The organism is Erythrobacter longus, assembly GCF_000715015.1.
Lineage (GTDB): Bacteria > Pseudomonadota > Alphaproteobacteria > Sphingomonadales > Sphingomonadaceae > Erythrobacter > Erythrobacter longus.
Window position 1 is genome coordinate 113,491 of sequence record NZ_JMIW01000005.1, and the last position, 24,070, is coordinate 137,560.

The 24,070-nt window shown below is 58.6% G+C and carries 22 protein-coding genes; 9 read left to right on the forward strand and 13 right to left on the reverse strand.

The genetic code is table 11. From position 1 onward, the window contains the following. The first annotated feature begins 26 nt into the window (after positions 1–26). Positions 27–2,798 carry a carboxypeptidase-like regulatory domain-containing protein gene (locus tag EH31_RS11720; protein WP_152553557.1) on the forward strand — a complete coding sequence of 924 codons (2,772 nt, stop codon included), beginning with the start codon at positions 27–29 and terminating at the stop codon, positions 2,796–2,798. Between the two features lie 18 nt (positions 2,799–2,816). Here the strand turns inward: EH31_RS11720 and EH31_RS11725 are convergent, their stop codons facing one another. Together EH31_RS11725 and EH31_RS11730 are read right to left on the reverse strand one after the other, a co-directional pair. Continuing rightward, on the reverse strand, positions 2,817–3,830 hold the full coding sequence (locus EH31_RS11725) for a hypothetical protein (protein ID WP_034960605.1): 1,014 nt from the start codon (positions 3,828–3,830) through the stop codon (positions 2,817–2,819). Between the two features lie 173 nt (positions 3,831–4,003). Continuing rightward, positions 4,004–4,501, reverse strand: a complete 498-nt coding sequence (locus EH31_RS11730) for a GAF domain-containing protein (protein ID WP_034960606.1) — start codon at positions 4,499–4,501, stop codon at positions 4,004–4,006. A gap of 142 nt (positions 4,502–4,643) precedes the next feature. On the opposite strand from EH31_RS11730, the gene EH31_RS11735 reads away from it, so the two are divergent. After that, positions 4,644–6,131 (forward strand): PQQ-dependent sugar dehydrogenase, encoded by a 1,488-nt coding sequence (locus EH31_RS11735; RefSeq protein ID WP_034960607.1) that lies wholly within the window; start codon positions 4,644–4,646, stop codon positions 6,129–6,131. Positions 6,132–6,156: 25 nt separating this feature from the next. Here EH31_RS11735 and EH31_RS11740 read toward each other — a convergent pair whose 3' ends face one another. Both EH31_RS11740 and EH31_RS11745 read right to left on the reverse strand, forming a co-directional pair. After that, entirely contained in the window at positions 6,157–6,996 is an 840-nt protein-coding gene (locus tag EH31_RS11740) for a DUF815 domain-containing protein (RefSeq protein WP_034960608.1), read from the reverse strand. Next, the gene (locus EH31_RS11745) at positions 6,997–8,739 is read right to left on the reverse strand and encodes an acyl-CoA dehydrogenase family protein (protein ID WP_034960609.1); all 1,743 of its coding nucleotides are present in this window, start codon (positions 8,737–8,739) and stop codon (positions 6,997–6,999) included. A gap of 84 nt (positions 8,740–8,823) precedes the next feature. On the opposite strand from EH31_RS11745, the gene EH31_RS11750 reads away from it, so the two are divergent. Next, on the forward strand, positions 8,824–9,771 hold the full coding sequence (locus EH31_RS11750) for an L-threonylcarbamoyladenylate synthase (RefSeq protein ID WP_034960610.1): 948 nt from the start codon (positions 8,824–8,826) through the stop codon (positions 9,769–9,771). Between the two features lies 1 nt (position 9,772). Here EH31_RS11750 and EH31_RS11755 read toward each other — a convergent pair whose 3' ends face one another. The 6 genes from EH31_RS11755 to EH31_RS11780 all read right to left on the reverse strand — a co-directional run bounded on the left by EH31_RS11755 (position 9,773) and on the right by EH31_RS11780 (position 15,554). Next, positions 9,773–10,105 (reverse strand): hypothetical protein, encoded by a 333-nt coding sequence (locus EH31_RS11755; RefSeq protein ID WP_034960613.1) that lies wholly within the window; start codon positions 10,103–10,105, stop codon positions 9,773–9,775. Positions 10,106–10,189: 84 nt separating this feature from the next. After that, positions 10,190–10,966, reverse strand: coding sequence for a head GIN domain-containing protein (locus EH31_RS11760; RefSeq protein WP_051699216.1), 777 nt, complete (start codon positions 10,964–10,966; stop codon positions 10,190–10,192). A 138-nt stretch (positions 10,967–11,104) separates the two neighbouring features. Next, positions 11,105–11,638, reverse strand: a complete 534-nt coding sequence (locus tag EH31_RS11765) for a CarD family transcriptional regulator (RefSeq protein ID WP_034960614.1) — start codon at positions 11,636–11,638, stop codon at positions 11,105–11,107. 309 nt (positions 11,639–11,947) lie between these two features. Continuing rightward, positions 11,948–12,286, reverse strand: a complete 339-nt coding sequence (gene fdxA / locus EH31_RS11770; RefSeq protein WP_034960615.1) for a ferredoxin FdxA — start codon at positions 12,284–12,286, stop codon at positions 11,948–11,950. An 88-nt stretch (positions 12,287–12,374) separates the two neighbouring features. Then, positions 12,375–12,680, reverse strand: a complete 306-nt coding sequence (locus EH31_RS11775) for a S4 domain-containing protein (RefSeq protein WP_241765911.1) — start codon at positions 12,678–12,680, stop codon at positions 12,375–12,377. 24 nt (positions 12,681–12,704) lie between these two features. Continuing rightward, on the reverse strand, positions 12,705–15,554 hold the full coding sequence (locus tag EH31_RS11780) for a helicase-related protein (RefSeq protein ID WP_241765919.1): 2,850 nt from the start codon (positions 15,552–15,554) through the stop codon (positions 12,705–12,707). A 335-nt stretch (positions 15,555–15,889) separates the two neighbouring features. On the opposite strand from EH31_RS11780, the gene EH31_RS11785 reads away from it, so the two are divergent. The 5 genes from EH31_RS11785 to EH31_RS11805 all read left to right on the forward strand — a co-directional run bounded on the left by EH31_RS11785 (position 15,890) and on the right by EH31_RS11805 (position 20,420). Continuing rightward, positions 15,890–17,674 (forward strand): M23 family metallopeptidase, encoded by a 1,785-nt coding sequence (locus EH31_RS11785; protein ID WP_338390483.1) that lies wholly within the window; start codon positions 15,890–15,892, stop codon positions 17,672–17,674. Between the two features lie 85 nt (positions 17,675–17,759). Beyond that, positions 17,760–18,755: a porphobilinogen synthase gene (hemB, locus tag EH31_RS11790; RefSeq protein WP_034960617.1), complete on the forward strand. Its 996-nt coding sequence runs from the start codon at positions 17,760–17,762 to the stop codon at positions 18,753–18,755. A gap of 6 nt (positions 18,756–18,761) precedes the next feature. Further along, the gene (locus EH31_RS11795) at positions 18,762–19,316 is read left to right on the forward strand and encodes a GNAT family N-acetyltransferase (protein WP_034960618.1); all 555 of its coding nucleotides are present in this window, start codon (positions 18,762–18,764) and stop codon (positions 19,314–19,316) included. Further along, positions 19,309–19,848 (forward strand): GNAT family N-acetyltransferase, encoded by a 540-nt coding sequence (locus EH31_RS11800; RefSeq protein ID WP_034960619.1) that lies wholly within the window; start codon positions 19,309–19,311, stop codon positions 19,846–19,848. Before EH31_RS11795 ends, EH31_RS11800 begins: the two co-directional genes overlap by 8 nt. After that, positions 19,845–20,420, forward strand: coding sequence for a gamma carbonic anhydrase family protein (locus tag EH31_RS11805; RefSeq protein ID WP_034960620.1), 576 nt, complete (start codon positions 19,845–19,847; stop codon positions 20,418–20,420). The genes EH31_RS11800 and EH31_RS11805 overlap by 4 nt, the downstream gene beginning before the upstream one ends. 18 nt (positions 20,421–20,438) lie before the next feature. Here EH31_RS11805 and EH31_RS11810 read toward each other — a convergent pair whose 3' ends face one another. Then, a complete protein-coding gene (locus EH31_RS11810; protein WP_034960621.1) occupies positions 20,439–20,957 on the reverse strand; it encodes a DUF1993 family protein in 519 nt (172 codons plus the stop codon). A 52-nt stretch (positions 20,958–21,009) separates the two neighbouring features. Next, the gene (locus EH31_RS11815) at positions 21,010–22,605 is read right to left on the reverse strand and encodes a cisplatin damage response ATP-dependent DNA ligase (RefSeq protein WP_034960622.1); all 1,596 of its coding nucleotides are present in this window, start codon (positions 22,603–22,605) and stop codon (positions 21,010–21,012) included. 11 nt (positions 22,606–22,616) lie between these two features. Here EH31_RS11815 and EH31_RS11820 point away from each other — a divergent pair, with 11 nt between their 5' ends. Then, the gene (locus EH31_RS11820) at positions 22,617–23,000 is read left to right on the forward strand and encodes a hypothetical protein (protein ID WP_241765912.1); all 384 of its coding nucleotides are present in this window, start codon (positions 22,617–22,619) and stop codon (positions 22,998–23,000) included. A gap of 25 nt (positions 23,001–23,025) precedes the next feature. On the opposite strand, the gene EH31_RS11825 is transcribed toward EH31_RS11820, so the two are convergent. Further along, positions 23,026–24,057: a ligase-associated DNA damage response exonuclease gene (locus tag EH31_RS11825; protein ID WP_199797035.1), complete on the reverse strand. Its 1,032-nt coding sequence runs from the start codon at positions 24,055–24,057 to the stop codon at positions 23,026–23,028. Positions 24,058–24,070 lie beyond the last annotated feature (13 nt).

The following is a 24,070-nucleotide window of genomic DNA, read 5'->3' on the forward strand; positions in this document are numbered from 1 at the left end:
CGGGGCCGATTCCCGGAATATTCCTCATGACTGCACTACGCCAACGAATTCTAAGCGCCGCTGCGATTGCCGCAGTGGCGCTTAGCGCGTTTGCGTCTGGTGCGCCGGTTCATGCTCAAGCCAACAGCCGGGCCCAGGAAAGTGCTGCTAATCCAAGCGGCTGGCGGGCGAATGAGGATGATTATCTTCTCCTCCAGATGAAGATCAAAAACTTCAGGCTGAGCTACGAAGTGCGCGGTTACCAAACCGACCGCGGCGTCTGCCTTGATTTGGCCGATGTGGTGCAATCACTCGACCTGCCGATCCGTATCGACAAAAAGTCGCGCCGCGCAACTGGTTGGTTGTTTGCAGAAGATCAGGAAATCACGATTGATCGTTCCTCAAACACGGTACAAAAGGTGAACACAGGGCCGGCTCCGCTCGCCAACGACATCTATGATACGCCCGAAGGATGGTGCGTTGATACCAGAGCCCTTTCGCGTTGGTTTGGCGTCGATTTTACGCCGGATCTGTTCAACGCAGCGGTAAAGCTCGAGTCTGAGACCGAACTGCCCTTTATGCAGGCGATTGAACGCCGCAAACGGGCTGAACGTATCAGGCCAAGCAATGTGAGCTTTGATCTCTCGCAATACCCCTCTTCGAAAATGGAATATCGCAATTGGCGCACACCATCGGTTGATGTGGTTGCAGATGTGGAAGCGCGCAAAGACAGCGGTCTTGCCGGGCGTGTCGAGTTCTTTGCAGCGGGCGAGGCGCTGGGGGCAAGCTATACCGCGCGGATCAGCACCGATAACCAGCTTCGGCCGCAATCTGTGCGTGTGCGCGCCTATCGCAGCGATGTTGAAGGAGGCCTGCTTGGGCCGCTTGATGCAACCGATGTGGCGATTGGCGATGTTGAGACGGTTCCGGGCCGATTGGTGGGTCAGACGGCTGTTGGACGAGGCGCTTTTGTCACAAACCGGCCCCTTAACCAGACCTCGCGCTTTTCCACGACCGTCTTGCGCGGCACTTTGCCATCGGGCTGGGATGCAGAGCTGTATCGCAATGGCCAGTTGATCGCTTTCCAGGGTTCGCGCGACGATGGCCGTTACGAATTTATCGATATTGAACTGTTCTTTGGTCGCAATGACTTTGAAGTCGTCCTGTATGGCCCACAAGGCCAGATCAGGCGCGATCGATCATCGGTCCCTGTGGGGGCCAGCCAGATTGAGCCTGGGCAGACCTATTATTGGGCCGGCGTGGTACAGGACAACCGCGACCTCATTCAGCTCGAACCCATAACCGTCAGACAGGCGCAACTTCCGCAAAAGTGGCGCTGGGGCACCGGGGTAGAGCGCGGTCTTAGCAAGCGGACCAGTGTGGGTTTCGGTGTTCACAATTTGTTCCGAAATGAGGCTCGGCATACCTATACCGAGGCCACTCTCACGCACTCCTTATCCTTTGCGCAGGTCGAACTGGCCGCGGCACATGAGTTTGGAGGAGGGGTTGTGACCAATCTCAATACTCTGGGAAGGGTTGGAAACGTCAACTTTGGCGCCAACGCCCGGGTGTTCTTTGGCGATTTCGCAGGAGAATTTGCAGAAAACGACATCGCCTATCTGGGCGGTGTCAACTTCTCCACTTCCTTGCGAATGGGACGCCTATCCATCCCCATCCAAGGGGGTGTGACCCATGCCAAGCGCGACAATGGCGAATCGATCAACGGATTTAACCTCATCACATCGATCGCCGCAGGTCGCCTGTCGCTGTCCGCTCAGCTTCGCCATGAACAAGACAGCGGCCGCCCGCAAAATGACAACACTGAGGTCACTTTGATCGCTAACCGGCGTTGGCGCGACTTTCGAGTGCGCGGTAACGCCACATTCCGTGCAAATGGGCCCGACAAAGGCCTCGTATCTGCTACCGTGCGCGTGGAAACCGACATCGGCGAAGATGGCGCATTACAGGGAGACTTCGACTACAATTCTTCCAACAATGAGTATCGTTTGACTGCCGGTTATACGCACCGCTTTGAGGAGTTCTCTCTTCGCGGTGATGCGTTTGTCACCTCGCTTGGCGGGGTCGGTGCCGGGATCCAGGCAGCCTTTAGCCTTGGGCCTGATCCGATCTCAGGCGGAGTACGCGTCACCCATGCCAAGCTTGCGCGCAATGGTCAGGCCGCGGTTACCGTCTACCGCGATGACAATGGCAACGAGCGCCGCGATGCAGGGGAGCCCTTGCTCGAAAATATCATGGTCGAAGCCGGTCTTCGCAGCACCGATGCTGTCACAGGTGCAAACGGGCGGGCGATTGTCGATGAGTTAAGGCCATTCCAACCCGTGTTGGTGGGCATTGATGAAAGCTCGCTTGAAGATCCTTTTCTAGCGCCATCAACCAAAGGCATCGTCGTGACCCCGCGGCCAGGTGTAGTGGCGCAGGTGGAACTCGCGATCTCTCCAACTGGCGAGATCGAGGGGTCGCTCTTGAGTGTGACCGGCACGGACCAATCGGGGGTGAGGCTGCAGCTGATCAATCAAAGGGGTGCGGTGCAAGCAGAGACAGTCAGCGAGTTTGACGGTTTCTTCCTGTTCCAGCGCGTGCCTTACGGAAAATATAGCCTGCGGATCTCTGAGGAAGCGGCCAATGCGCTTGATGTGAAACCAGCGCTTTCTCTCAAGGATGGCCGGTTTGTATTCACGATCAACCGCGAAGAGGATGTCATCCGCTTTGGGCCAGTGAAACTGATTTCCGCAGATGCGCCAGACCCGCCAACCTCTCGGCCAGCGGGTCCAGTTATTGCTGCAGCAAATGCTAAGTAACCTGCCGAATACTCAGCCTCAATTGCCCTTGATGTAGCGCGGCTGCCCTTTGATCGGAATTGGTGCGGGTTGGCGCACAGGTGGTGGCGGTGGCGGCGCAGGGATTGTCCGGCGCGCACCAGGAATGACCTCTTCGCGCACAGTCTCACGCACGATCACGCGCTGGCGTTGCTGGTATTCAACCGGCACATAAGTGATCTGCTGTGGTGGCTGATAATAATACTGCGGCTGCGCATAAGTGTATGCGGGAGCTGCATAAACAGGCGCTGCATAGACTGGAGCTGGCGCAGGAATAGTCCGCGATGCAATGCGCGTGCCGCCCGCTGCATATTGCGACAGGTAGGCGTCAAGCGCTGCCTCGCAGTCGTATTCGCCGCGATCATTGCGACCACCACCAATCAAACTGCCAAGAAGTGCGCCGCCGATACCGCCAGCGCCAACACCGATCAATGTACCGGCAAGACGCTCGCTATCCCACAACCGATTGCCAAGCACGCCGCCTGCAACCGCTCCAAGAAGACCGCCGATGATGCCGCCTTTTTTGCGGCCCCTGTGGCCGTCGGTGCGACGCTCACATTCTGCAATCCATTGTTCGCGCTGAAACACTTGAGCGCCTGGCGCATAGGATTGAGCGTAAACGGGTGCATAGCCCTGCGCATATCCCTGCGCATATCCAGGCGCATAGGCTTGGTTGGCAGGAATCTGGCCTTGTGGAAGCGGGGGAAGTTCAACCTCATACTCTTCCTGTGTCACATATTGCGCTGGCGCCTCAGCATAAGGAGCAGAGCGCGTGATCCGCCGTGTGCGCGTAATCGTCTCCACCCCATCAGGGCCAATGCTTGTTTCTGGAAGGGAAGTCGCAGGCACAGGCGCGCTTTGCAATTCAAGCGGCAGGGTGCGCGTTTCCTCTACACTAAGCGGCTGAATATCAGGCATGAAGTCTTGAGCTGATGCCGCTGTTGGAGCCGCCATCGCAACGCTGGCCAGACCAATGCTGGTCAAAGTTGTGCGGGTAAGGGCAGTGAATGTCATCTTGGGTCCCCTCTTTGCGCCAACCACGGGATCGCTGTCATGCGACTCGCGCTAACGCCTAAGAAAAATGCTTAGCAATTCCTTACCATTACGCCGAGTGGCCCGCCAAACAGCCTAACTCACTATGTCTCGAAACGGGGCGAAAGCGGACAGAAGTTCAACGGAGTGAGCGCTTAGATACGGCTCCCTAGCATTGTTGCGAGGGCCTCAATCCCGTCTGCGTCTTCTTGTGTGAAGCGTGCTTTGGTGGGGCTATCCAGATCGATCACAGCAATTACCTTGCCCTCGCGCATTACCGGGACGACGAGCTCGGCCTGACTTGCTGCATCACAGGCGATGTGGCCGGGGAAGGCATGAACATCTTCGACAAGCTGTGTTTCGCCCGTCTTCGCAGCTGCACCGCACACGCCGATCCCGATCGGGATACGAATGCACGCGGGCCTTCCGGCAAATGGCCCAAGCACCAGTTCATCCTTGCCCGATGCATCCGCGCCCATGCGATAAAACCCTGACCAATTGAGGTCGGGTAAAAATTCCCACAGGAGCGCTGCAACATTGGCCATATTGGCAACCGCGTCGCTTTCGCCGTGTGTCAGCGCTTCGGCTGCATCGTGCAATTGGCGATAGATTTCTGTTTTGCCCAAGGCTGGATCTGGTTTGAAATCAAACATTGCGTGGGGCTTTCTAGAGTGTGTGGACGCTATTACGGAGGAGAGGGCTCATGGCAAGTGGGTGCCTTATGGCTGTTGTAGGTGTAGCATTGGGAGCGCTGCGCACTTGTGAGAGCCGCAGCGCTGCCTTATTGGGCTCGACATGGGAATTCTTCGCAAGACCGCAATCGGCACAATCGTTTTTCTGGTTATCGCAGGCGCAGGCCTGTTCTACCTTGCACAGGGCCAGACGGCCACATTGAGCGTGGACGAAGTGAGCGGAACCGACCCCGTATTGGTCGAACCGTCGCCCGAAAACTTCCCCACAGTAAAGATTGCAGAACCGGTGGGCTGGGCCGAGGGCGAGGCACCTTCGGGAGCAGATGGCCTTGCGGTCAATCGCTTTGCCGAAGGGCTCGATCACCCGCGCGTTTTGTATGCGCTTCCCAATGGCGATGTGCTGGTCACTTTGACACGGGCACCCGCACGTGAAGAGGGCAGCGATGATCGCGGCTTCTTCGATACCATTCGCGGCTGGGTTGCAGGCATCTTGTTTGCCCAAGCAGGCGCTGCTGGCGAATCGGCCAATGAACTCGTCCTTTTGCGCGATGCAGATGGAGATGGCGCGGCAGAGGTTAAACAAGTGCTGCTGAATGCAGACGATGGCCTCGATTCCCCTTCAGGCATAAGCTGGAACGATGGCAAGCTGTATGTCGCCAACCACAACTCTGTTCTGGCCTTCGATTACGAGCTTGGCGCGGATGCCACCTCTGGCGAAGCGGAGAAGATCCTCGATATGCCGGGTGGCGGCGGTCACTGGATGCGCAATATCGAAGTCCACCCGGACGGCGACCGGCTCTATGTCGCGATTGGCTCTGTTTCAAACATTGGCGAACAGGGCATGGCAATCGAGGAAGGGCGCGCCGCGATCTGGGAGTACAATATCGAAACTGGCTTTGTGCGACAATTCGCATCCGGCCTTCGCAACCCCAACGGTATGGATTTCAGCCCATGGTCGGGCGAGCTTTGGACCACAGTGAACGAGCGCGATATGCTCGGCCCTGATCTTGTACCCGACTACCTGACCAATGTGCCTGTGGGCGCGCAATATGGTTGGCCGTGGCTCTATTACAAAAACAATATCGACCGCCGGGTCGAGACGCGCATGCCCAATTTCCATATGGAGTATACGCGTTTTCCTGAGTTTGCGATGGGACCGCATGTTGCAGCCCTTGGCCTGGTTTTCACCGCTGAAGGCCACCGGATGGGCGATGCCTTTGCAAGCGGCGCATTTATCGCGCGCCATGGTTCATGGAATCGCAAACCGGCGGCGGGATATGACGTGGTTTATGTTGCCTTTGATCAGCGTGGCAATCCCCAAGGCAAGCCGGTGCCGGTTCTGACCGGGTTCCTCAATGAAAACGGTGCCACGAGGGGTCGTCCCACATGGGTGGAATGGGCGAGCGACGGTTCGCTCCTGGTTTCAGACGATACGGCGGGCATTATCTGGCGAACCCTGGTTCCTGACAGCGCGCCGGGCGCCGGTATCACCAGGGTGACGGGTGAGCCGCTGCGTCCGTCGCGTGAGCTGGTCGATCCGCGGGCTCAGTTTGAAGAGGAATATCTGCGCCAAGAAGCGCAAGAGCAGTAGGCGTAGGAGCCCAAGCGAGTAAACGCTACACTCTCAAAGCAAGGCCAGCGCGCCCTGCGAGCTCGCACGCAAACTGGTACGCCGTGCGGCCCGAGCGATTGCCGCGTTCTATTGCCCAGCTTTGCGCCTCAACCTCGTCAAAGGTGAGCCCGAGCGGTTCACAATACGACCGCACAATTGCAATGTAATCGGACTGGTCACATGGGTGGAAGGGCACGGTAAGCCCAAACCTGTCCGCCAGCGCCAAAGCGTTGTCGCGCTCGTCGCGTTCGTGCAGCTCGGTTGGCCGGGTTGCCTCTCGCTGGACGATGGCGCGCCGGTTGGATGTGACCGCTACCGCGATATTGCCAGGGCGGCCAAGCGCGCCTCCATCAAGCAGGCTGCGTAATGCGAGGTTGGCCTGCAAATCATTGTCGCCAAATCCAAGGTCATCGATGAAGAGGACAAACGCACGCGGCTGTTTGCCAAGCGTCTCTATCAGTTGAGGGATCGATGCAAATCCGCCAGCATCCACTTGAACAAGGGCAAGGGTCGCGCCCTCACTTTGCAGCGCGTTGACCGCTGCACGGATGAGCGCTGACTTACCCATGCCGCGCGCGCCCCAAAGGAGCATGTCATGCGCCGCAACCCCTTTCGCAAGGCGAGAAAGATTGTCGCAAACAGCGCGTTTCTGTGCGTCAATTGCGCGCAAGTGTTCGAGGGGAAGCGCACTGAGCTCGCCAAGCCCATACGGCGCATCGCCCGTCCAGAGATAGGCTGGATGCGCGCCCCAATCTATCGGAGCGGCAGGCGCAGGGGCGATCCGCTCAAGGCTTGCAGCAATTCGCTCAAGAAGATCGCGTGGCAGATCTCGCTCCCCCGACACTTAGCTCGCTAATGCCTCAGGTGAAAGCGTGTAAAGCCCCTCTGCCCCAGCGGTGGCGCTTGCTTTAAGGCCAGCGGCCTCAGGGACAATTCGGTCAAGGAAGAAGCGCGCCGTTACTGGCTTTGTTTCAAGCAAGGCGGGCGCGGCCCCGGCTGCGACTGCCTCAGCCTGTTTCATCAGCTGCCAGCCAGCAACTGCCACCGATGCCATCGTGCAGAACGGTACGCTTCCCGCAAGGCGATCATCGAGGCTCGCCTCATCACGCATCCACTGGGCAATCGCAGCGCAATCTTGCGCCAATACTGCCAGAGCAGGTTCGCCCGATGCATCGCGCGCAATATCGGCGAACAAAGCCAGGATCGCTTCGCCGCCTTCCATGCCCAGCTTGCGGGTCACAAGGTCAGCCGCCTGAATGCCGTTCGTGCCTTCATAAATCGGAGCAATGCGCGAATCGCGCCAGTGCTGCGCTGCACCGGTTTCCTCAACAAAGCCCATGCCGCCGTGGATTTGCACACCAATGCCAGCAACTTCGACGCCGACATCCGTGCCCCAGGCTTTGAGCAGCGGCACCAGAATCTCGGCCCGCGTTCTCGCCTCGCTATCGCCGAGGGTTCCGCGATCGACCTGACCTGCACAGTAATAGAGCAGCGCGCGAGCCCCTTCGGTCAGAGCCTTCATCCGCAAGATCATGCGGCGCACGTCGGGGTGTTCGATAATCGCAACCGGCGTCTTGTCCGGCGATCCGGCACGCGCCGACTGCACGCGGTCTATCGCATACGCAATCGCCTGCTGCGTTGCCCGCTCCCCGATTTGCACGCCCTGGTTGCCGACATTGATGCGCGCATTGTTCATCATCGTGAACATCGCCATGAGCCCGCGATTCTCAGCGCCCACCAACTCACCAATGCAATTGTCATTGTCGCCATAGGACATGACGCAAGTGGGCGAGGCGTTGATGCCAAGCTTATGCTCGAGGCTGACGGGGCGTAGATCGTTGTGAGGGCCAAGCGATCCATCGGCATTCACATGATATTTTGGCACCACAAACAATGAAATCCCGCGCGTGCCCTCGGGCGCTCCAGGAAGGCGGGCAAGCACGAGGTGGATGATGTTTTCTGCCAGCGTGTGATCGCCCCATGTGATGTAGATCTTCTGACCCTTGATCTTGTATTTGCCCGCGTGTTCGCCGTCCGTGATTGGTTCAGCGGTAGAGCGCAGCGCGCCCACATCGCTTCCCGCAGCAGGCTCGGTCAGGTTCATCGTGCCTGACCATTTCCCGCTGATCAGGTCAGGCAGGTACATCGATTGCTGCGCTTCGTTGCCGTGGTGCTCCAACGCCTCAACCGCGCCGACTGACAGCATCGGGAGAAGGGAGAACGCCATATTGGCCGCGCCCAAATTTTCGAGCACATTGCAGGCAAGCGTGAAGGGCAGGCCCTGACCACCAAAATCGGTTGAGCTTCCGATGGAATTCCATCCCTGCTCGACATAGCCTTCGTAAGCTTCCTTGAACCCATCGGGCAGGCGTACAACGCCGTTTTCAAGTTTCGCGCCTTCCAGATCGCCGATACGGTTGAGCGGTGCAAATTCGCCAGCGGCAAATTGCCCGACCCCTTCGACGATTGCCTCGACCAGATCGCTTTCAGCGTGAGCAAACTTTTCGGAAGCAGCGAGCTGTTCAATCCCGGCGTTTACCCGAATGGCGAGCAATTGGTCTTGGGTGGGCGGTGTAAAAGGGGTCACGCGGTTTGATCCTCTTAAGAGAAAGCTTGGCCCATCATGCGATGCGGGCTTGGAAATTCAGGCTATCAGATATAGCGCGAGCGGATGGCCCGCAAGAACGTTACGGAACAGCTGCTCCCAAATGATGCAGGTCTTGCACGCGCGGCCGACATTCTTGTCGCCGGAGGCTTGGTCGCAGTGCCGACCGAGACGGTTTACGGCCTGGCGGCGCGTGCAGATTCGGCAGAAGCGGTTGCTGGCATTTACGCAGCGAAGGGCCGGCCAAGTTTCAATCCGCTTATCGTCCATGTGAAAGATATCGAGCAGGCAGAAGCGCTCGCCCATTTCGATGCCCGCGCCCGCAAACTGGTGGAGCGGTTTTGGCCGGGACCATTGACCCTCGTTCTCCCATTGCGCGCCAACGCCGGACTTACGCCTGCGGTGAGTGCAGGCCTGCCAACGATTGCGCTGCGCCAACCGGCACATCCCGCGATGCGTGCCTTGCTGGAGCGGCTCGACTTCCCACTGGCAGCCCCGTCTGCCAATCGCAGCGAAGAGGTGAGCCCTACAAAGTCAGAGCACGTCATGGCGTCGCTGGGTGAGCGCTGTCCTGCGGTGATTTGTGGCGGAGCGACCGAGGCCGGTTTGGAGTCTACGATCGTTGCGCTTCGGGAAGATGGCGGCTGGAACCTCTTACGGCCCGGACCCGTCACCCGGGAAATGCTCGCAGATATTCTGGGACCCGAAGCCCTTGCGGCAACTTCGCGGATAGAATCGCCTGGCCAAACGGCTCGCCACTACTCCCCGGGCAAACCCTTGAGGATGAACGCCACAGAAGTTGCGCAAGACGAGTTTTGGATCGGCTTCGGGGTTTTGGATGGTGACTTTAACCTGTCACCGCAAAGCGATTTGAATGCCGCAGCCGCGCGTTTGTATGAAAGCCTGCATCTGGCGGGCGCTTCGGACAAGCCGCGTATTGCAGTCGCGCCTGTTCCCGAAGGCGGCGTGGGCCGTGCGATCAATGACAGGCTAAAGCGCGCGGCCAGCCGGTAGTTCAGCGCGGCTCGACCGGGACCTGGGGCAAGAGCTCCAGATATTCCTCGCGGGTTTCCTCGGCATCTTTGCACGCGCCCTTATCGCCCGCGTTGCACGCCTGCCTCTCTTTGCTCATCCGCCGTTCGAGCTGGGCGAGCTTTTCTTCCCGCCTGCGAATTTCACGGCCGCGGTTTTCGTCGGCTTCCGATTGGCTGGTGGTCGCAACGTCCACCGCCTTGCTCGCCACGCGCACGGGCGCAGTTACCACATTGGCAGCGGTCCGGACCAGACAACCCGATAGGGTAAGCGATAGGATCGCCAGAGAAAGGACAAGTTGGGGGGTGGCGCGCATGTCGGCAATCTTGCCTGCCTCGCCTAAGATTGCAAGTCGGGGATTACCCCTGATCCCTTCCGCTTGTCGCCCTTTATGCTCGCGCTAGCTCGAACAGGTAAGCGAGCCGGACCCAGCGGCGTTTTCTGTACATTTGGCATCGCCCTTCACGCTGACGCTGCCAGAGCCCAGGATATTGGCCTCAACCTCGCCGTCGGATTGCAAGCTCACACTGCCAGAGCCTGCGATTGAAATCTCCGCGTCATCGGCTTTGAAGCCTGACAAATCAGCGCCGCCTGAGCCGCCCAAATTTACTTCCAATCGCTCCGCGCTGCCCGAACCTCCAAGCGTCACTTCGAGAGATTGCGCTGTGAGGGTACCAAATTTGGCGCTTCCCGAACCGCCGATGTTGACTTCAAGCGAGTTTACTTCGGCGTCTCCGCCGGTGAAATCACCCGAACCCAAGATCGAGATGTCCGCGTTTTCAGCAAGGTCTTGTGCTTCGATATTACCGCTCCCGGTGATCACAATCTCGCTTGGCGCGGGCATGGTGATGCGGATGGTCGCAGCGTCACTGCCATCCCACATGTCACCTTCGCGCATGATACCAAGGGTTTTTTCATCAAGGACAAAGCGCAAGGCGGCCACCGCCTCGTCGCTGCCCTCGACATCAATGCTAAGTGTATCGCCGTGGGTTAGAATCACGTTATCCGATCCTGCAAGGACCAGCTCAACGGGAGATGCTCCAACGATGTCGAGTTCAGACAGGGGTACGCCTTCCTCGCCGTTGATCGTCATGTCGACATCAAAACACCCGGCAAGGCCGAGGGCCAAAGGAAGCGATGTCAGGGCAAACAAGCGATTGCGGGGCAGAAACGACATACGAGAACTCCAACGAAGAACAGAGCGTATTACTGATGTAATACACTAGGATTGTGTGCGCAAGCTTGGCACAAAGAAAAAGGGCCACCCGATAGGGCAGCCCTTTTTAATCTTTGTCAAAAGACTTGCGTCTGAAGCCTAGCCCTCGTCAGCGCTCTCGTAATATTGCGGCGCGTGCTCACGCAGCACTTCGAGGATTTTCCCAAGAGCGGTCGCTTCGTCGGTTTCTTCCATTGCGCCCAATTCGCGCGCAAGTCGGCTGGATGCCGCTTCGAAGATTTGCCGTTCAGAGTAGCTTTGCTCTGGTTGATCGTCCGGGCGGAACAGGTCGCGGGTGACTTCTGCGATCAGGACAATTTCGCCTGAGTTGATCTTCGCTTCGTATTCCTGCGCGCGGCGTGACCACATGGTGCGCTTCACCTTGGGTTTGCCTTTGAGCGTTTCCATCGCCTCTTTGAGGGTCTTGTCGCTGGAGAGCTTGCGCATCCCGATGGATTCAACCTTGTTGGTTGGCACGCGCAGCGTCATGCGCTCTTTTTCGAAGCGGAGAACATACAGCTCCAGCTGCATACCGGCGATCTCTTCGTTTTGAAGCTCGATCACGCGGCCAACGCCGTGCTTTGGGTAAACAACATAATCGCCTACAGTGAAGGCGGGCGCATTGCTTGCCATGCGAATTCCTTTCTTTGGGCCCCAGCAAAAAGGTCCTAACCCCCAATTCTGATCTAGCGGGGATTCGACAAAAGCCCTGGTTTTCCAGCACCCGCATACAATGAGGCGAGGGCTGCGAACTGACTGATATCAAATTGTAATTGCTGGTATGTGGCCTTTCCAATTGTCACACCCTGCACCCAGCCCGATCTAGGGACGATTGGTGCGGTTGCATCATTATATAGCACACTTGCAACAAAATTACGAGTCGTAGAAATGGCGGCCGTCAAAAGGAGCGAGATTTAGTCACCTTCACGCAGTTGCGTCGGCTCAGTCCCCTTCGCCGGGTGCTTCAGAAAAGTACTTCTCGAACTTGCCTTCTTCGCCCTTATGCTCATCGGCATCGGCGGGCGGTTCTTTCTGGCTGGTGATATTGGGCCATTCAGCAGAAAACTTGGTGTTCAGCTCAAGCCATTTTTCAAGGCCGTCTTCTGTATCAGGCAAAATCGCTTCGGCTGGGCATTCAGGCTCACAAACGCCGCAATCGATGCATTCCGCGGGGTTGATGACGAGCATATTCTCGCCTTCATAGAAGCAATCGACCGGGCACACTTCCACGCAGTCGGTGTATTTGCATTTGATGCAGTCATCGGTGACGACGTAGGTCATTTAAAATGCGTCTTTCTTTACGTCCAAAGCGCGCGAACCGCGCATGGGTCAGGAATCACAAGTTTTGCGCTGCTAGGGGTAAGTGGGCCTAGTGGTCAAGGCCACTATTGATGCCGCGATCATACTCACAATAGAACGTCTTAGCTAAATCGGGCGATGCACGCCGCTTAGGTATGGCTACTATTTCGATGATGCGCACTTCGCCGCCCACGGCCAAAGTCAGCACGTCTCCAATAGCGATCCTTTCGCTGGTGCGCTGCACATGTTTTCTATTGCGGCGAAAACTGCGCCCTTCAATCATGGCGCGTGCAGCCGACCTGGTGCGGGCAAAGCGCAGATAAACGAGCAGCCGATCAAGCCTCAGGCTTTCGTTGGCTGCGTCGTCATTAGCCATCAGAAGCGTGTCGCCATCAGCGCCTCATCCCCCAAGCAGATCCGCCAATTTGTCAAAGGCACCGCTTGCCCGTGCCGGGCCGAAGTCCTGCTTGGGCCTGCGCTTGCCAGCGTGCTTTGGCCCTGAGTGGTTCGGTTTACCGCCGCGCTTTTCGTCGCCTCTTTGCGGTTTACCTTTGCCCTTCGCATTGCGGTCTTTCTGATTTCCGCCTTTGCCTTTGCTGGCCCGTTTGCGGGGATCGCCTCTCTGACCAGAACGTCTATCAGAACGATGGTCACCGGCACGTTTGGGACGCCAGCTCCAGCCATCGGGAAGAACAGGGCCTTGTGCGCCTTCTTCCAATGGCTTTGCGCGCTGAACGCGGAAGCCTGCGCTGCCCAAAAGACGGCGCGCGTTTTCTTCCTCAAGCCCAATCGAGACTGGCAAAGACAGGTCGAGATGGAACTTTGCATTCGCTGTTTTGGGGCGCGGTTTTGTCGGTGTTTTTGCCTGTTGGGTCGGCTCTGCCTCGGTCTTGGCCGCCTTTTCTGGCGCCTCGACCTTCCCAACGCCCTGCCCAACGCCCTGCCCATCGGCTTGCCCATCGGCTTGCCCGGCGGCCTGTTCCTTAGTCGGCATCGTATCCGCTTCGACTTCGGCCGCAGCAGGCGCTGCCTCCACTTTTGGTGCTACTGGCGCGGCCTGCTCGCTCGCTTTGGCGCGGGTGTCAAAAGCAGAACGCAGGATTTTCTCTGCCAGATCCACCCGGATCACCTGACTTCCAGCAAGGCGATATCCGGCAGGAATTTCGTCGGCTTGCGCAATCACTGGGAGCATCGCTTCCTGCAATGGCCGTGTGTCCAGACCAAGCGCATGGAGCAGTTGGCGAGGGGCCGGTTTGAGCAGATCGCGCGCAAAAATATCAAGCGCGCCAAATGTCACACCAAGTTTGCGCAGGAAGGGGCGCATTTCCTTGGGCAGATGTTGCAGACCCGCGTTCTCGCGCGCCACCACGCCGCGTGCATCAATCAAAGTGACGAGCAGTGCGCGCGCTTCGCTGCCCGCGCCCGGGTCGCGCGCCGCTTCGGAAAGTTTGCGCAGCGGTTCGAGCGGGGCGAGTTTACCCTCGAGCCATGCGGTGAGCCCTGCTTCCAGTTTCTCGCGCGCTGCATCGGGAAGAGCCGAAACCTCGCGCGGGAAAGCCAATCGCGGCGTTCCGAAATCATCGGGGACGGTGATGTCTGCAAGCTTTTCGCCCTGCCACTGGATAGCACCGCTTTCGATCGACAGATCGTCAAGGCCAGCGGCGAGCAATTGCTCTGCGCGTTGCGACAAAATGCCCGGAAGCGCCTTTTCCCCTGCGGAGAGCAACATCTTGCGGTCAGCCAGACCGGCTTGCGGGTCGACGGAGAAGCGAAAGCCATCAAGGCGTCCGATTGTCTCGCCCTCAACGCTGACCCGTCCATCGGGCTCGAGCGTCACGGGAAGAGCGCCGCCATCCTGGCCCAGAGATTTCATCAAAATAGTCGTCCTTCGATTCACAAAACGTTCTGTCAGACGCGCATGTAGCGCATCCGATAGCCGTGCTTCCACCCCTCTTGCACGCGCCGCCATTTCATCGCGCGCCAGAACCCAGTCGGGCCGCTGGCAGATATAGGCCCAGGATCGGATCGCGGCGATCCTCCCCTGCAAAGTATCGATATCGCCGCTAGTCCGGTCGAGTTCGGCAATGCGCGCCGCTACGAAGTCTGCGCCAATATAGCCTTCGCGAAGATCCTGCCACAGCCGTGCGACAAAGCGAGAGTGGGGGTCCACGCCTAATGCACGAAAATCGGGAAGCGAACACGCCTCCCAGAACCGGCGCACGCTGCCGTGGCCTTTGACCGTGTCGGCAATCGGTTCGCTCGCAAGGCGTTTGAGGACCGCAAGGTCAATCGCTTCGGGGGCGGGTTTGAGCACTTCGTTTTGCGGCTTTGCCTCTAAATCCCCGATCAGGACACGGAGCGTATCAAACCGGGGCTCTGCCTCGCGCCAATATAACTTGGTCAGAGGGGCAAACTGGTGTTCCTCAATTGCGTAAATCTCTTCTTCGGCAAATTCGATTGGAGCGCCAGACCGGCTCCCCCCGCCGGAAAGCACGCCAAAGCTTCCATCGGTTTGGTGGCGTCCGGCCCGCCCTGCAATTTGCGCCATTTCTGACGGGGTGAGGCGGCGCTTTCGCTTACCGTCAAACTTGGTGAGCGCGGCAAAGGCGACGTGGTGCAGGTCAAGGTTGAGCCCCATCCCAATCGCATCGGTGGCGACAATGTAATCAACCTCGCCGTTCTGAAAAAGCTCGACCTGTTTGTTGCGCGTCTCCGGCGAAAGCGCCCCCATGACCACGGCTGCGCCTCCGCGAAAACGCTTCAAAGCCTCAGCCATGGCGTAGACCTGCTCGGTCGAGAAAGCGACGACCGCGCTTCGTGGAGGGAGCCGTGACAATTTCGCCTCGCCTGCGTGGGTGAGGGTGGAAAAGCGCGGGCGCTCCACCATTTCAGCGCCGGGGATCAGCTTTTTGACGATAGGCTCCAGCGTGGCCGAGCCCAGGATCATCGTCTCTTCGCGCCCGCGTGCATGCATCAAGCGGTCGGTGAAGATATGGCCACGCTCAGGGTCTGCCCCGATCTGCGCCTCGTCGATGGCAACAAAGGCATGGGGACCATTTGCGCCCATGCCAAGCCGGTCCATTGCCTCCATCGTGCAGCAGAAATAGCGCGCCTCGGGCGGTTCAATCCGTTGTTCGCCCGTGATCAGCGCAACCGCTTTGTCCCCCTTGATCGCGCGCACCCGGTCATAAACCTCGCGCGCGAGCAAACGCAGCGGGAAGCCCATCATCCCAGAGGAATGCGCGCACATCCGCTCGATGGCCAGATGCGTTTTGCCAGTGTTGGTTGGGCCAAGCACAGCGCGAACACGACTATCGGTGGGGGGGCGATGAAGAATTTGTGAAGTCACTGGGTAAAGCTGTGTCAAACGATTGGCTCAGGGGCAATGCCTGATCGTGGATTCACGCCGATAAAATTCTGGCACATTAGGCTGGCATGGCTAAGGGAAACACCTTATCGCAGCCGCATCTCATTTGGCCGCTTGTTAAGTTTACATTTACCATGTTTCGCCATGGAAGGAGTGCAGCAGTCTGACCGTTATGTTGTCGCATGAGAGGCTGACTGAGTGCAGTGAGAAGGTAAGATTTGGATCATACGGGCGACATCCCCCAAGGTTCTGCCAAGGGATTTGCAGGTGAAGAACCGGGTTTCGACGGCCCCGGTGCGTCTTCGGTCGGCCTGAACGCGCCTGATCGAGCCGATCCAGCCGACCCAGTCTCTGCCGCCGATACCGCCAGCAAAGGCGGGATGGACGAAGAAACCGCGCGCAAGTTTGCACCCTACCTTGCCAATTCAATGAAAGCTGCGCCGCCTACAGGCACGCGCAAAGTCAAACGCCAGGTTCTTGCCCGTGTGCAAGGCTGGGGGGAGCGTTATGACGAATGGAAGCTTGGCGTAAGTACAAGGCTTGAGGCACTCGATCTTGTGCCTGACCTGGCGGATAATATTGGCAGCCGCCGTTGGTTTCGCGGTCTTGGCACTATGGTCTTGCTGGGCGCACTTGCGCTGGCTTTCTGGCCCAGCCTAACGCCTCTGGAGGCGCGTGCTGCAATCCCGGAAGGCGAAGATATTCGCGACGAATTTCGCAGTCAGATGATTATGCCGCTGGCTTTGGGCGCAGACAGTGGCCGGCGTATGGGGCCCACCAACGCGGTCACCCCGCTTGCAAGCGTCCCGGAGCGGCCGCAAATCGCACTTGTTGCAACCCTTGCCAGAGGCGACAGCTTTGCATCGATGTTGCGCCGGGCAGGGGTGTCTGCGAGCGACATTGGCCGGGTGAGCGCCCTCATCGGCGATGCAATGCCTCTTTCCGACATCGAGTCCGGCACAAAAATCGACATTGTCCTTGGCCGCCGTCCAGCAGAAGGCGCGCCGCGCCCGCTTGATGCCTTGTCCTTCCGTGCGCGTTTTGACCTTGAGCTTGAGATTGGACGACAGGGCGCAGCTCTTGAGGCAGGCGATCCGGGAGAGCTTTCGCTAACCCGCAACTTCATCCGCGTGGACGACACCCCTTTGCGGGTGCGCGGTAGAGTAGGCTCAAGCCTATACCGTTCAATGCGCGCTGCAGGCGTCCCGGCAAGCGCTGCGCAAGATTACCTTCGCGCGCTTGATGATCAGATCGAGCTCGAGCGCGAAGTGCGCTCGTCGGACGAATTTGACATTATCATTGCCTATCGCCGCGCGGCCACGGGTGAGAGGCAGGCGGGCAACCTTCTTTATGCCGGGATCGACCGCGATGGAAAGCCCAAGACACAGCTGATGCGTTGGGGCGAAGACGGCCAATTTTTTGAAGCATCGGGCGTAGGCGAACAAAGACGCGGGCTTGTTGCCCCCGTTCCAGGCCCCATTTCGTCGCGATTTGGAATGCGCCGCCACCCTATCCTTGGTATTCGCCGCCTTCACGCTGGGATGGATTACCGCGCTCGCTCGGGAACGCCGATTGTGGCTGTGACCGACGGGCAAGTGGTGTCTGCTGGACGGGCGGGGGGATGCGGGATCACTGTGCGCCTTCGCCATGGAGGCGGGCTTGATACCCGCTATTGTCATATGAGCCGCATGGCTGTGCGCAAAGGTCAGCAGGTACGCCGGGGGCAAGTGATAGGCTATGTTGGGTCAACTGGCCTTTCCACCGGGCCGCACCTTCATTATGAAATGTACCGCAATGGCCGCGCCATCAATCCCGGTAGCGTCGACTATGTTACGCGCGCGATCTTGTCGGGAACCGAACTCATTGATTTCCGTCGCCGTTTGATCGAATTGCGCACTGTAGAACCGGGGGCAGCGCTTGAAGATCTTGAGCCGCTTCCAACCGAGGTTGAAGAGCCCATTCGCGAAATTGAGAAGATTGCGCCTGGCACAGCCGTTGATTGATATGATCGCTGATTGCTCGGACTTGACAGGCAGGCGCGTCAACATGCGTTGATTGCGCTCATAATTTCGGGCAACACTCAGCGGCATGACAGCAAGCTATCCCAATACCCGCCTCCGCCGTACTCGAGCATCAAACTGGTCACGCACACTCCACCGGGAGAATGTGGTTTCGCCCGCGGACCTTATCTGGCCGATGTTTGTGACCGAGGGCAAAGGCGTGGAAGAGCCAATTGGCTCACTCCCCGGTGTCTCACGCTGGTCAGTGGATGGCATTGTGGCGCAGGCGAAAGAGGCCGTGTCGCTGGGTATTCCGGTGATTGCGTTATTCCCGAACACGCAGCCAGATCGCCGGTCCGATGACGGGGCCGAAGCGCACAATCCCGACAACCTGATGTGCCGCGCTATCCGCGCAATTAAAGATGCCTGCGGAGAGGACTTGGGTGTTCTCACCGATGTCGCGCTCGACCCTTATACAAGCCATGGGCAGGACGGGCTTTTGGATGAGGCGGGCTATGTCACCAATGACGACACCGTCGCAATGCTGGTCGATCAGGCATTGAACCAAGCAGCCGCGGGCGCAGACATCATCGCCCCATCTGACATGATGGATGGCCGCGTTCACGCCATCCGCATGGCATTGGAAATGAACAGCCACCCCAACGTCCAAATCATGAGCTACGCCGCCAAATATGCTAGCGCCTTTTATGGCCCGTTTCGCGATGCGGTGGGCTCTGGCGGGCTGCTTAAGGGGGACAAGAAAACCTATCAGATGGACCCTGCGAACGGCGATGAGGCCTTGCGCGAGGTTGAGCTTGATATTGCCGAGGGCGCAGACAGCGTGATGGTCAAACCCGGCCTTGCCTATCTCGATATCATTTACCGGGTGCGCGAGGCCTTTGGCGTGCCGGTGTTCGCGTATCAGGTGAGCGGCGAATACGCGATGCTTGAAGCAGCGCAGGCAGCAGGCGCAGGGGATCGGGACGCTCTGCTGATGGAAAAACTGATCGCCTTCAAACGCGCAGGGTGCACAGGCATTCTGACCTACCATGCGCCCGTGGCGGCGCGTCTTCTCATTGGCTGATGATCAATGGCTGAGCCTTTCTATCATGAAACAGACCGCCTGATCCTGCGCGATTGGCGCGAGGAGGATTGGGACCCCTTTTGGAATAGCACGAACACGCCTGCTGTCATGCAATGGCTGGGCGGGGTGCTGGCCGATGAAGGTATGCAGGCTGCCCGCATGCGGCTCGAAACCTATCAACGCGAACATGGCCATACATTCTGGCCCATCGTTGCCAAAGACGATGGCACTATTCTTGGCTTTTGCGGGCTTAAGCGTTCCAACCAACCCGGCGGCCCGATGGGCGAGTTTGAGGTAGGCTGGCGTCTTCGTGAAAGCGCTTGGGGCAAAGGCATTGCCAAGGAGGCAGCACAGGCGAGCCTTGCGATTGGTTTTGAACGTTTCAATGCGCCGCGCATCATTGCTCTGACGGTTCAGGAGAACACAGCGAGCTGGGGTCTGATGAAGCGACTGGGGATGGAGCGGCGCGAGGATCTGGATTTCGCAAACAGCGATTTTGGGGCGGACACGATCATCGTTTATTCGATTTCTCTCGACAAATGGGTCGCCACAGATGCCTGATATCATCGCTGAAACGCAGCGGTTGATCCTGCGCACCATCGATGAATACGACGCCGCACTGCAAGACGGCCACCTCAACACCCCTACTGTGATGGCGCATCTGGGCGGGGTCAAGGAACTGCATGAGATTGAGGCGAAACACGCCAAATCCATGGCCCTGCAGGCACGCGAAGGGTTCTCTTTCCTTATGCTCATCGAAAAGGCGAGCGGAGAGCTTGTCGGGCACGCCGGGATCAAGCGGGTCGATAACCCCAACGCCCCCAATCAAGGCGACCACGAAATCGGCTGGCTGGTGCGAGAGGACCGTTGGCGACGGGGTTATGCGCATGAGGCGATGATCGCGGTGATCGAATGGGCTTTTGGAAGAGTTGGCGCGCCCCATGTGGTTGCCATCACCAATCCGCCCAACATCGGCAGTTGGAAGCTGATGGAGAAGCTGGGTATGGAAAGGCGCGAAGACTTGGACTTTGTCGACCAGGAGCCATTGATCCAATATTCCCTCACCAAAGCTCAATGGGAGAGAGCCCGATGACACAATATCCGCCCAGACACCCAGGCGTGAACATCGTGCCCATTCACGGCAAGACGCCCAAAATCCACGAAACCGCCTTTATTGCGCCGGGATGCACTATCATTGGCGATGTGGAAATCGGGGCGGGGTCATCGATCTGGTACAATTGCGTCCTTCGCGCCGATGTCTTCACAATCCGCATCGGCGAACGCACCAATGTGCAAGACGGCAGCGTCCTTCACTGTGATCCGCCACGTCCAGGCGATGATGAGGGATGCCCGCTCATTATCGGTGATGATGTGCTGATCGGCCATATGGCGATGGTCCACGGCTGCACCATCCACGACCGCGGCTTTGTCGGCCTTGGCGCGATTGCAATGAACAAGTCGGTCATCGGATCAGACGCAATGCTTGGCGCAGGCGCAATGTTGACAGAACGCAAAGTCATGGGTGAGCGCGAATTGTGGGCAGGCCGCCCGGCTAAAAAGCTTAAAGACCTGTCCGATGCAGCCATTGCCGGCATGCGCATCGGCGTTGCCCACTATGCCGAAAACGCAAAGCATCATGCTGCGGCGGTGAAAGACGCTCTTTAAGCGCGCTGTGCTGCTCCTTCAGTTCGGGCCTTTGGTCATATAGGCCATCATATGCGGCATAAAATCGATCTTTCCGATTTCTAGCCCCTCTGAGCGCAGCAGCGAATAGGCTGTCATCAGGTGGAAGTAGAAATTGGGAAGCGACCAATCGCGCACATATTGCTCGCGCGTGAGAGCAAATTGCATCCCATTGGGAAGCGTGATCTCGATTTTTTCATCAGCCGCCTTCAATTCATTAAGAGCGATGCTGTCGAGCAATTCAGCTGTCGCCGTGACCATCGCCTTCGCCTCTGCGAGCGTTGTCGGATTGTTTTCCTCCTCGCGTGATACGAAGCTGCGGTCGGTCAGCCTCGGTAGGGCCTCACCCGGCAAATTGGCGACAAAGCGGACTTGCGTCGCCAAAGGGTGCATATCTTCCGCAAGCCTCGCGTCGAGCAGCGCGTCGCCTTTCGGATGACTCTCTGCCTTAGTCAAAATCCCAGTTAGAATGTTCAGCCGCGCGCGATAGGTGGCGATGGATTGGTCGTATAGGTTCATTCAGGCGTCTCCTCTTGGGAGACACTCTAAGGCCTCGGCCAAAGCTGGCAATCTAACCCCGCACAAGCGCCCGCAATGCCTCGATCCGGTCGGCTTCGTGCACTGGTTTGTCCCATCGGATGCGGTGAATGCGCGGGAAGCGCATGGCGAGGCCGGACTTGTGGCGTTTGGAGGAATGGACGCTGTCAAATGCGACTTCGAAAACCAGAGTGCGTTCCACCTCGCGGACCGGCCCGAACCGGTTGAGGGTCGTCTGGCGCACCAATTTGTCGATTTTTTTGAGTTCGGCATCGGTGAAGCCGGAGTAGGCTTTGCCTACAGGCAAAAGCTCTGCGCCTTGATCGGGATCGCCGTCCCAACAGCCGAACGTGTAGTCGGAATAGAAGCTCGACCGCTTGCCGCTCCCGCGCTGCGCATACATGAGGACGCAATCAATCAGTAACGGATCGCGCTTCCATTTGTACCACAGACCCACTTTGCGCCCGGCAATATAAGGCGCATCGCGGCGTTTGAGCATCAGCCCTTCAATCGCGTCATCGCGCGCGCCCTCGCGTATCTCAGCCAAGTGATCAAAATCGCGCGCTTCGACGAGCGCCGACAGATCAAAATGCGAGTCCGGTAGCTTGGGCACAATCGATTCGAGCGTATCGCGCCGCCGCTGCCACTCTCTTTCGCGAAGGTCTTGCCCCTCAAGGATCAGCGCATCGTAAAGCCGGACGAAAGCGGGCGCTTGCGCCAGCATCTTCTTGGACACCGTTTTGCGGCCAAGGCGTTGTTGCAAGGCGTTGAAACTGGCCGCCCCCCCCGCTTCTCCACCTTGGGATGTGCCGCGAACGAGAAGCTCGCCATCGAGCACGGCGTCGATCGGTAAAACATCAAGCAATTCGGGGAAAGTCACCGAGATATCGTCGCCAGAACGCGAATAGAGCCGCGTTTCGCCGCCAACCCGGACCAATTGCACGCGAATGCCGTCCCATTTCCATTCCGCCGCATAATCCTTGAGATTGACTTTGGTCTCTTCAAGCGGGTGGGCAAGCATAAAGGGTCGGAACATCGGACGGTTCGACACATCGGGCGGATCAGCGCCGTCTGCGGCCCATTGGAACAGCTCGGTGTAGGGCGGCTCCAGCGCGTGCCAATATTCCTCAACCTCTTCGACGCTAACGTCAAAGGCCTGCGAGAACGCGGTCTTGGCCAACCTTGCTGAGACGCCAATCCGCATACCTCCGGTTGCCAGTTTGATCAGCGCAAAACGCCCGTTGGCATCAAGACGGTCCAGAAGTTTTGGAAGTTCTTTGGGTGCCGTGTTGCGATTGAGGCCCGAGAGAAGATCGATCACTTCACTGACGCTGGGCGGGTCGTCTTGGGGGTCGGTGTCCTGGGGCCACAACAGGCTCGCCGTCTCGGCGGTGTCGCCGACAAAGTCTCGGCTCAGCGTCCACAGCACCGGGTCCACGCGGTCTTTCATCAAATTGCGGATGGTGGAGGATTTCACGGCGGGAAAATCAAGCTCCCCCGTCAGCGCCCCCAAGGCCCAGCCGCGATCCGGGTCCGGCGTCTCACGCAGATACTCAGCAATCAGGGCAAGCTTGCGATTGCGGCTGGTGGTGTAGACCAGCGTATCGAGAAGGGTGGCAAAGGCCTTCACGCGAAAACCTCATGCGCTTCATCGAGAAGACAGGTGCAATCACTATTGGCTTGTGGCAATCCGCTCCTTCGCGTCCAATTCTTGAGGAACCCGATACGATGAAAATGCTTCACGCCGCCGTTCTGGCACTTACTCCTGTTCTGGCAATTACCGCAGCGCCCGCGCTCGCTGAGGAAGCCGCCGCAAAACTCAGCATCGACAGCCCGATCGAGGCGTTGATGGCGAATGAAGCAGCCAAGGCTGTTGTGATCAAGCATCTGGGCCCGCTGAACCAGCACCCCTTCTACGATCAGTTCAAAACGATGACCCTGCCGCAGGTTCAGCCCATGTCGAATGGCGCGATCACGGCGGAAACCATTGAGAAGATCAAAACCGAGCTTGCCGCAATCGCGTAACGGCAATCGGGGGGAGAGGGGGCGATCAATCATCCTCTTCCTCCCGTCCGACCAGAGCCAGCGCCCGCGCACGGCGCTGGTTTAGCTCGCACCATCGAAGCAGGGCTTCCTCGCGCCCGTGTGTGATCCATGTCTCGGCCGGGTTCACTTGGCCGATGGTGTCGGTAAGCTCGTTCCAATCGGCGTGATCTGAAATGATCAGCGGAAGCTCCACGCCTCTTTGCCGGGCCCGCCCGCGCACTCGCATCCAGCCTGACGCCATAGCGGTGACAGGCGAAGGGAGACGCCGCGACCACGTCGCGCTCATGGCGGAAGGCGGAGCGACAATGATCGCGCCGGCCATATCCTCTTTGCTGTGATCCGCGACCAGCCGAAGCTCGCCCAGTTCCACGCCGTGCTCTTCATATAGGCGGCACATTTTCTCCATCGCGCCGTGGAGATAGATCGGGGCATGATGCCCTGCTGCTCTGAGCTCCGCGATTACCCGCTGTGCTTTGCCGAGCGCATAGGCGCCGACAAGCACTGAGCCTTCGGGGTTCGCCTCTAATGCCGAAAGCAGTTTTCCCATCTCGTCGGCAATCGGGGGGTGGGTGAAGACGGGGAGGCCAAAGGTCGCCTCGGTGATAAACACATCGCAAGGCGTCACTTCAAAAGGGGCGCAGGTCGGGTCTGCGCGGCGTTTATAATCCCCTGTGATCACCACCCGCTCGCCCGCGTGTTCGAGCAGGATCTGAGCCGAGCCCAGCACATGGCCGGCTGGGATATATGTTGCATCAACCCCTCCGGCGAGGCGGATCGTCTCACCATATTCAACCGGCACAGCCTTGTGCGGGATTGCGCCTTCATCGTCCGATGCGCCGGTGCGATAGCGCAGTTCCATAATGGCGAGTGTTTCAGGGGTCGCGATGGTTTCCCCGTGTCCGCCGCGCGCATGATCGGCATGGCCATGAGTGACAAGCGCCTTGTCTACCGCGCGCGAGGGGTCAATGAAGGCCCCCGCCGGCACAATCTCGACGCCCCAAGTATGGGGTTTGATCCAGGAAAAGGGCGCGCTCATCACCGGGTTAAAC

Coding starts and splice junctions, on each gene's coding strand:
- EH31_RS11720 (WP_152553557.1), top strand. CDS start 27: ATGACTGCACTACGCCAACGAATTCTAAGCGCCGCTGCGATTGCCGCA.
- EH31_RS11725 (WP_034960605.1), bottom strand. CDS start 3,830: ATGACATTCACTGCCCTTACCCGCACAACTTTGACCAGCATTGGTCTG.
- EH31_RS11730 (WP_034960606.1), bottom strand. CDS start 4,501: ATGTTTGATTTCAAACCAGATCCAGCCTTGGGCAAAACAGAAATCTAT.
- EH31_RS11735 (WP_034960607.1), top strand. CDS start 4,644: ATGGGAATTCTTCGCAAGACCGCAATCGGCACAATCGTTTTTCTGGTT.
- EH31_RS11750 (WP_034960610.1), top strand. CDS start 8,824: ATGGCCCGCAAGAACGTTACGGAACAGCTGCTCCCAAATGATGCAGGT.
- EH31_RS11755 (WP_034960613.1), bottom strand. CDS start 10,105: ATGCGCGCCACCCCCCAACTTGTCCTTTCTCTGGCGATCCTATCGCTT.
- EH31_RS11760 (WP_051699216.1), bottom strand. CDS start 10,966: ATGTCGTTTCTGCCCCGCAATCGCTTGTTTGCCCTGACATCGCTTCCT.
- EH31_RS11765 (WP_034960614.1), bottom strand. CDS start 11,638: ATGGCAAGCAATGCGCCCGCCTTCACTGTAGGCGATTATGTTGTTTAC.
- fdxA (WP_034960615.1), bottom strand. CDS start 12,286: ATGACCTACGTCGTCACCGATGACTGCATCAAATGCAAATACACCGAC.
- EH31_RS11775 (WP_241765911.1), bottom strand. CDS start 12,680: ATGGCTAATGACGACGCAGCCAACGAAAGCCTGAGGCTTGATCGGCTG.
- EH31_RS11780 (WP_241765919.1), bottom strand. CDS start 15,554: ATGTGCGCGCATTCCTCTGGGATGATGGGCTTCCCGCTGCGTTTGCTC.
- hemB (WP_034960617.1), top strand. CDS start 17,760: ATGACAGCAAGCTATCCCAATACCCGCCTCCGCCGTACTCGAGCATCA.
- EH31_RS11795 (WP_034960618.1), top strand. CDS start 18,762: ATGGCTGAGCCTTTCTATCATGAAACAGACCGCCTGATCCTGCGCGAT.
- EH31_RS11800 (WP_034960619.1), top strand. CDS start 19,309: ATGCCTGATATCATCGCTGAAACGCAGCGGTTGATCCTGCGCACCATC.
- EH31_RS11805 (WP_034960620.1), top strand. CDS start 19,845: ATGACACAATATCCGCCCAGACACCCAGGCGTGAACATCGTGCCCATT.
- EH31_RS11810 (WP_034960621.1), bottom strand. CDS start 20,957: ATGAACCTATACGACCAATCCATCGCCACCTATCGCGCGCGGCTGAAC.
- EH31_RS11820 (WP_241765912.1), top strand. CDS start 22,617: ATGCGCTTCATCGAGAAGACAGGTGCAATCACTATTGGCTTGTGGCAA.
- EH31_RS11825 (WP_199797035.1), bottom strand. CDS start 24,057: ATGAGCGCGCCCTTTTCCTGGATCAAACCCCATACTTGGGGCGTCGAG.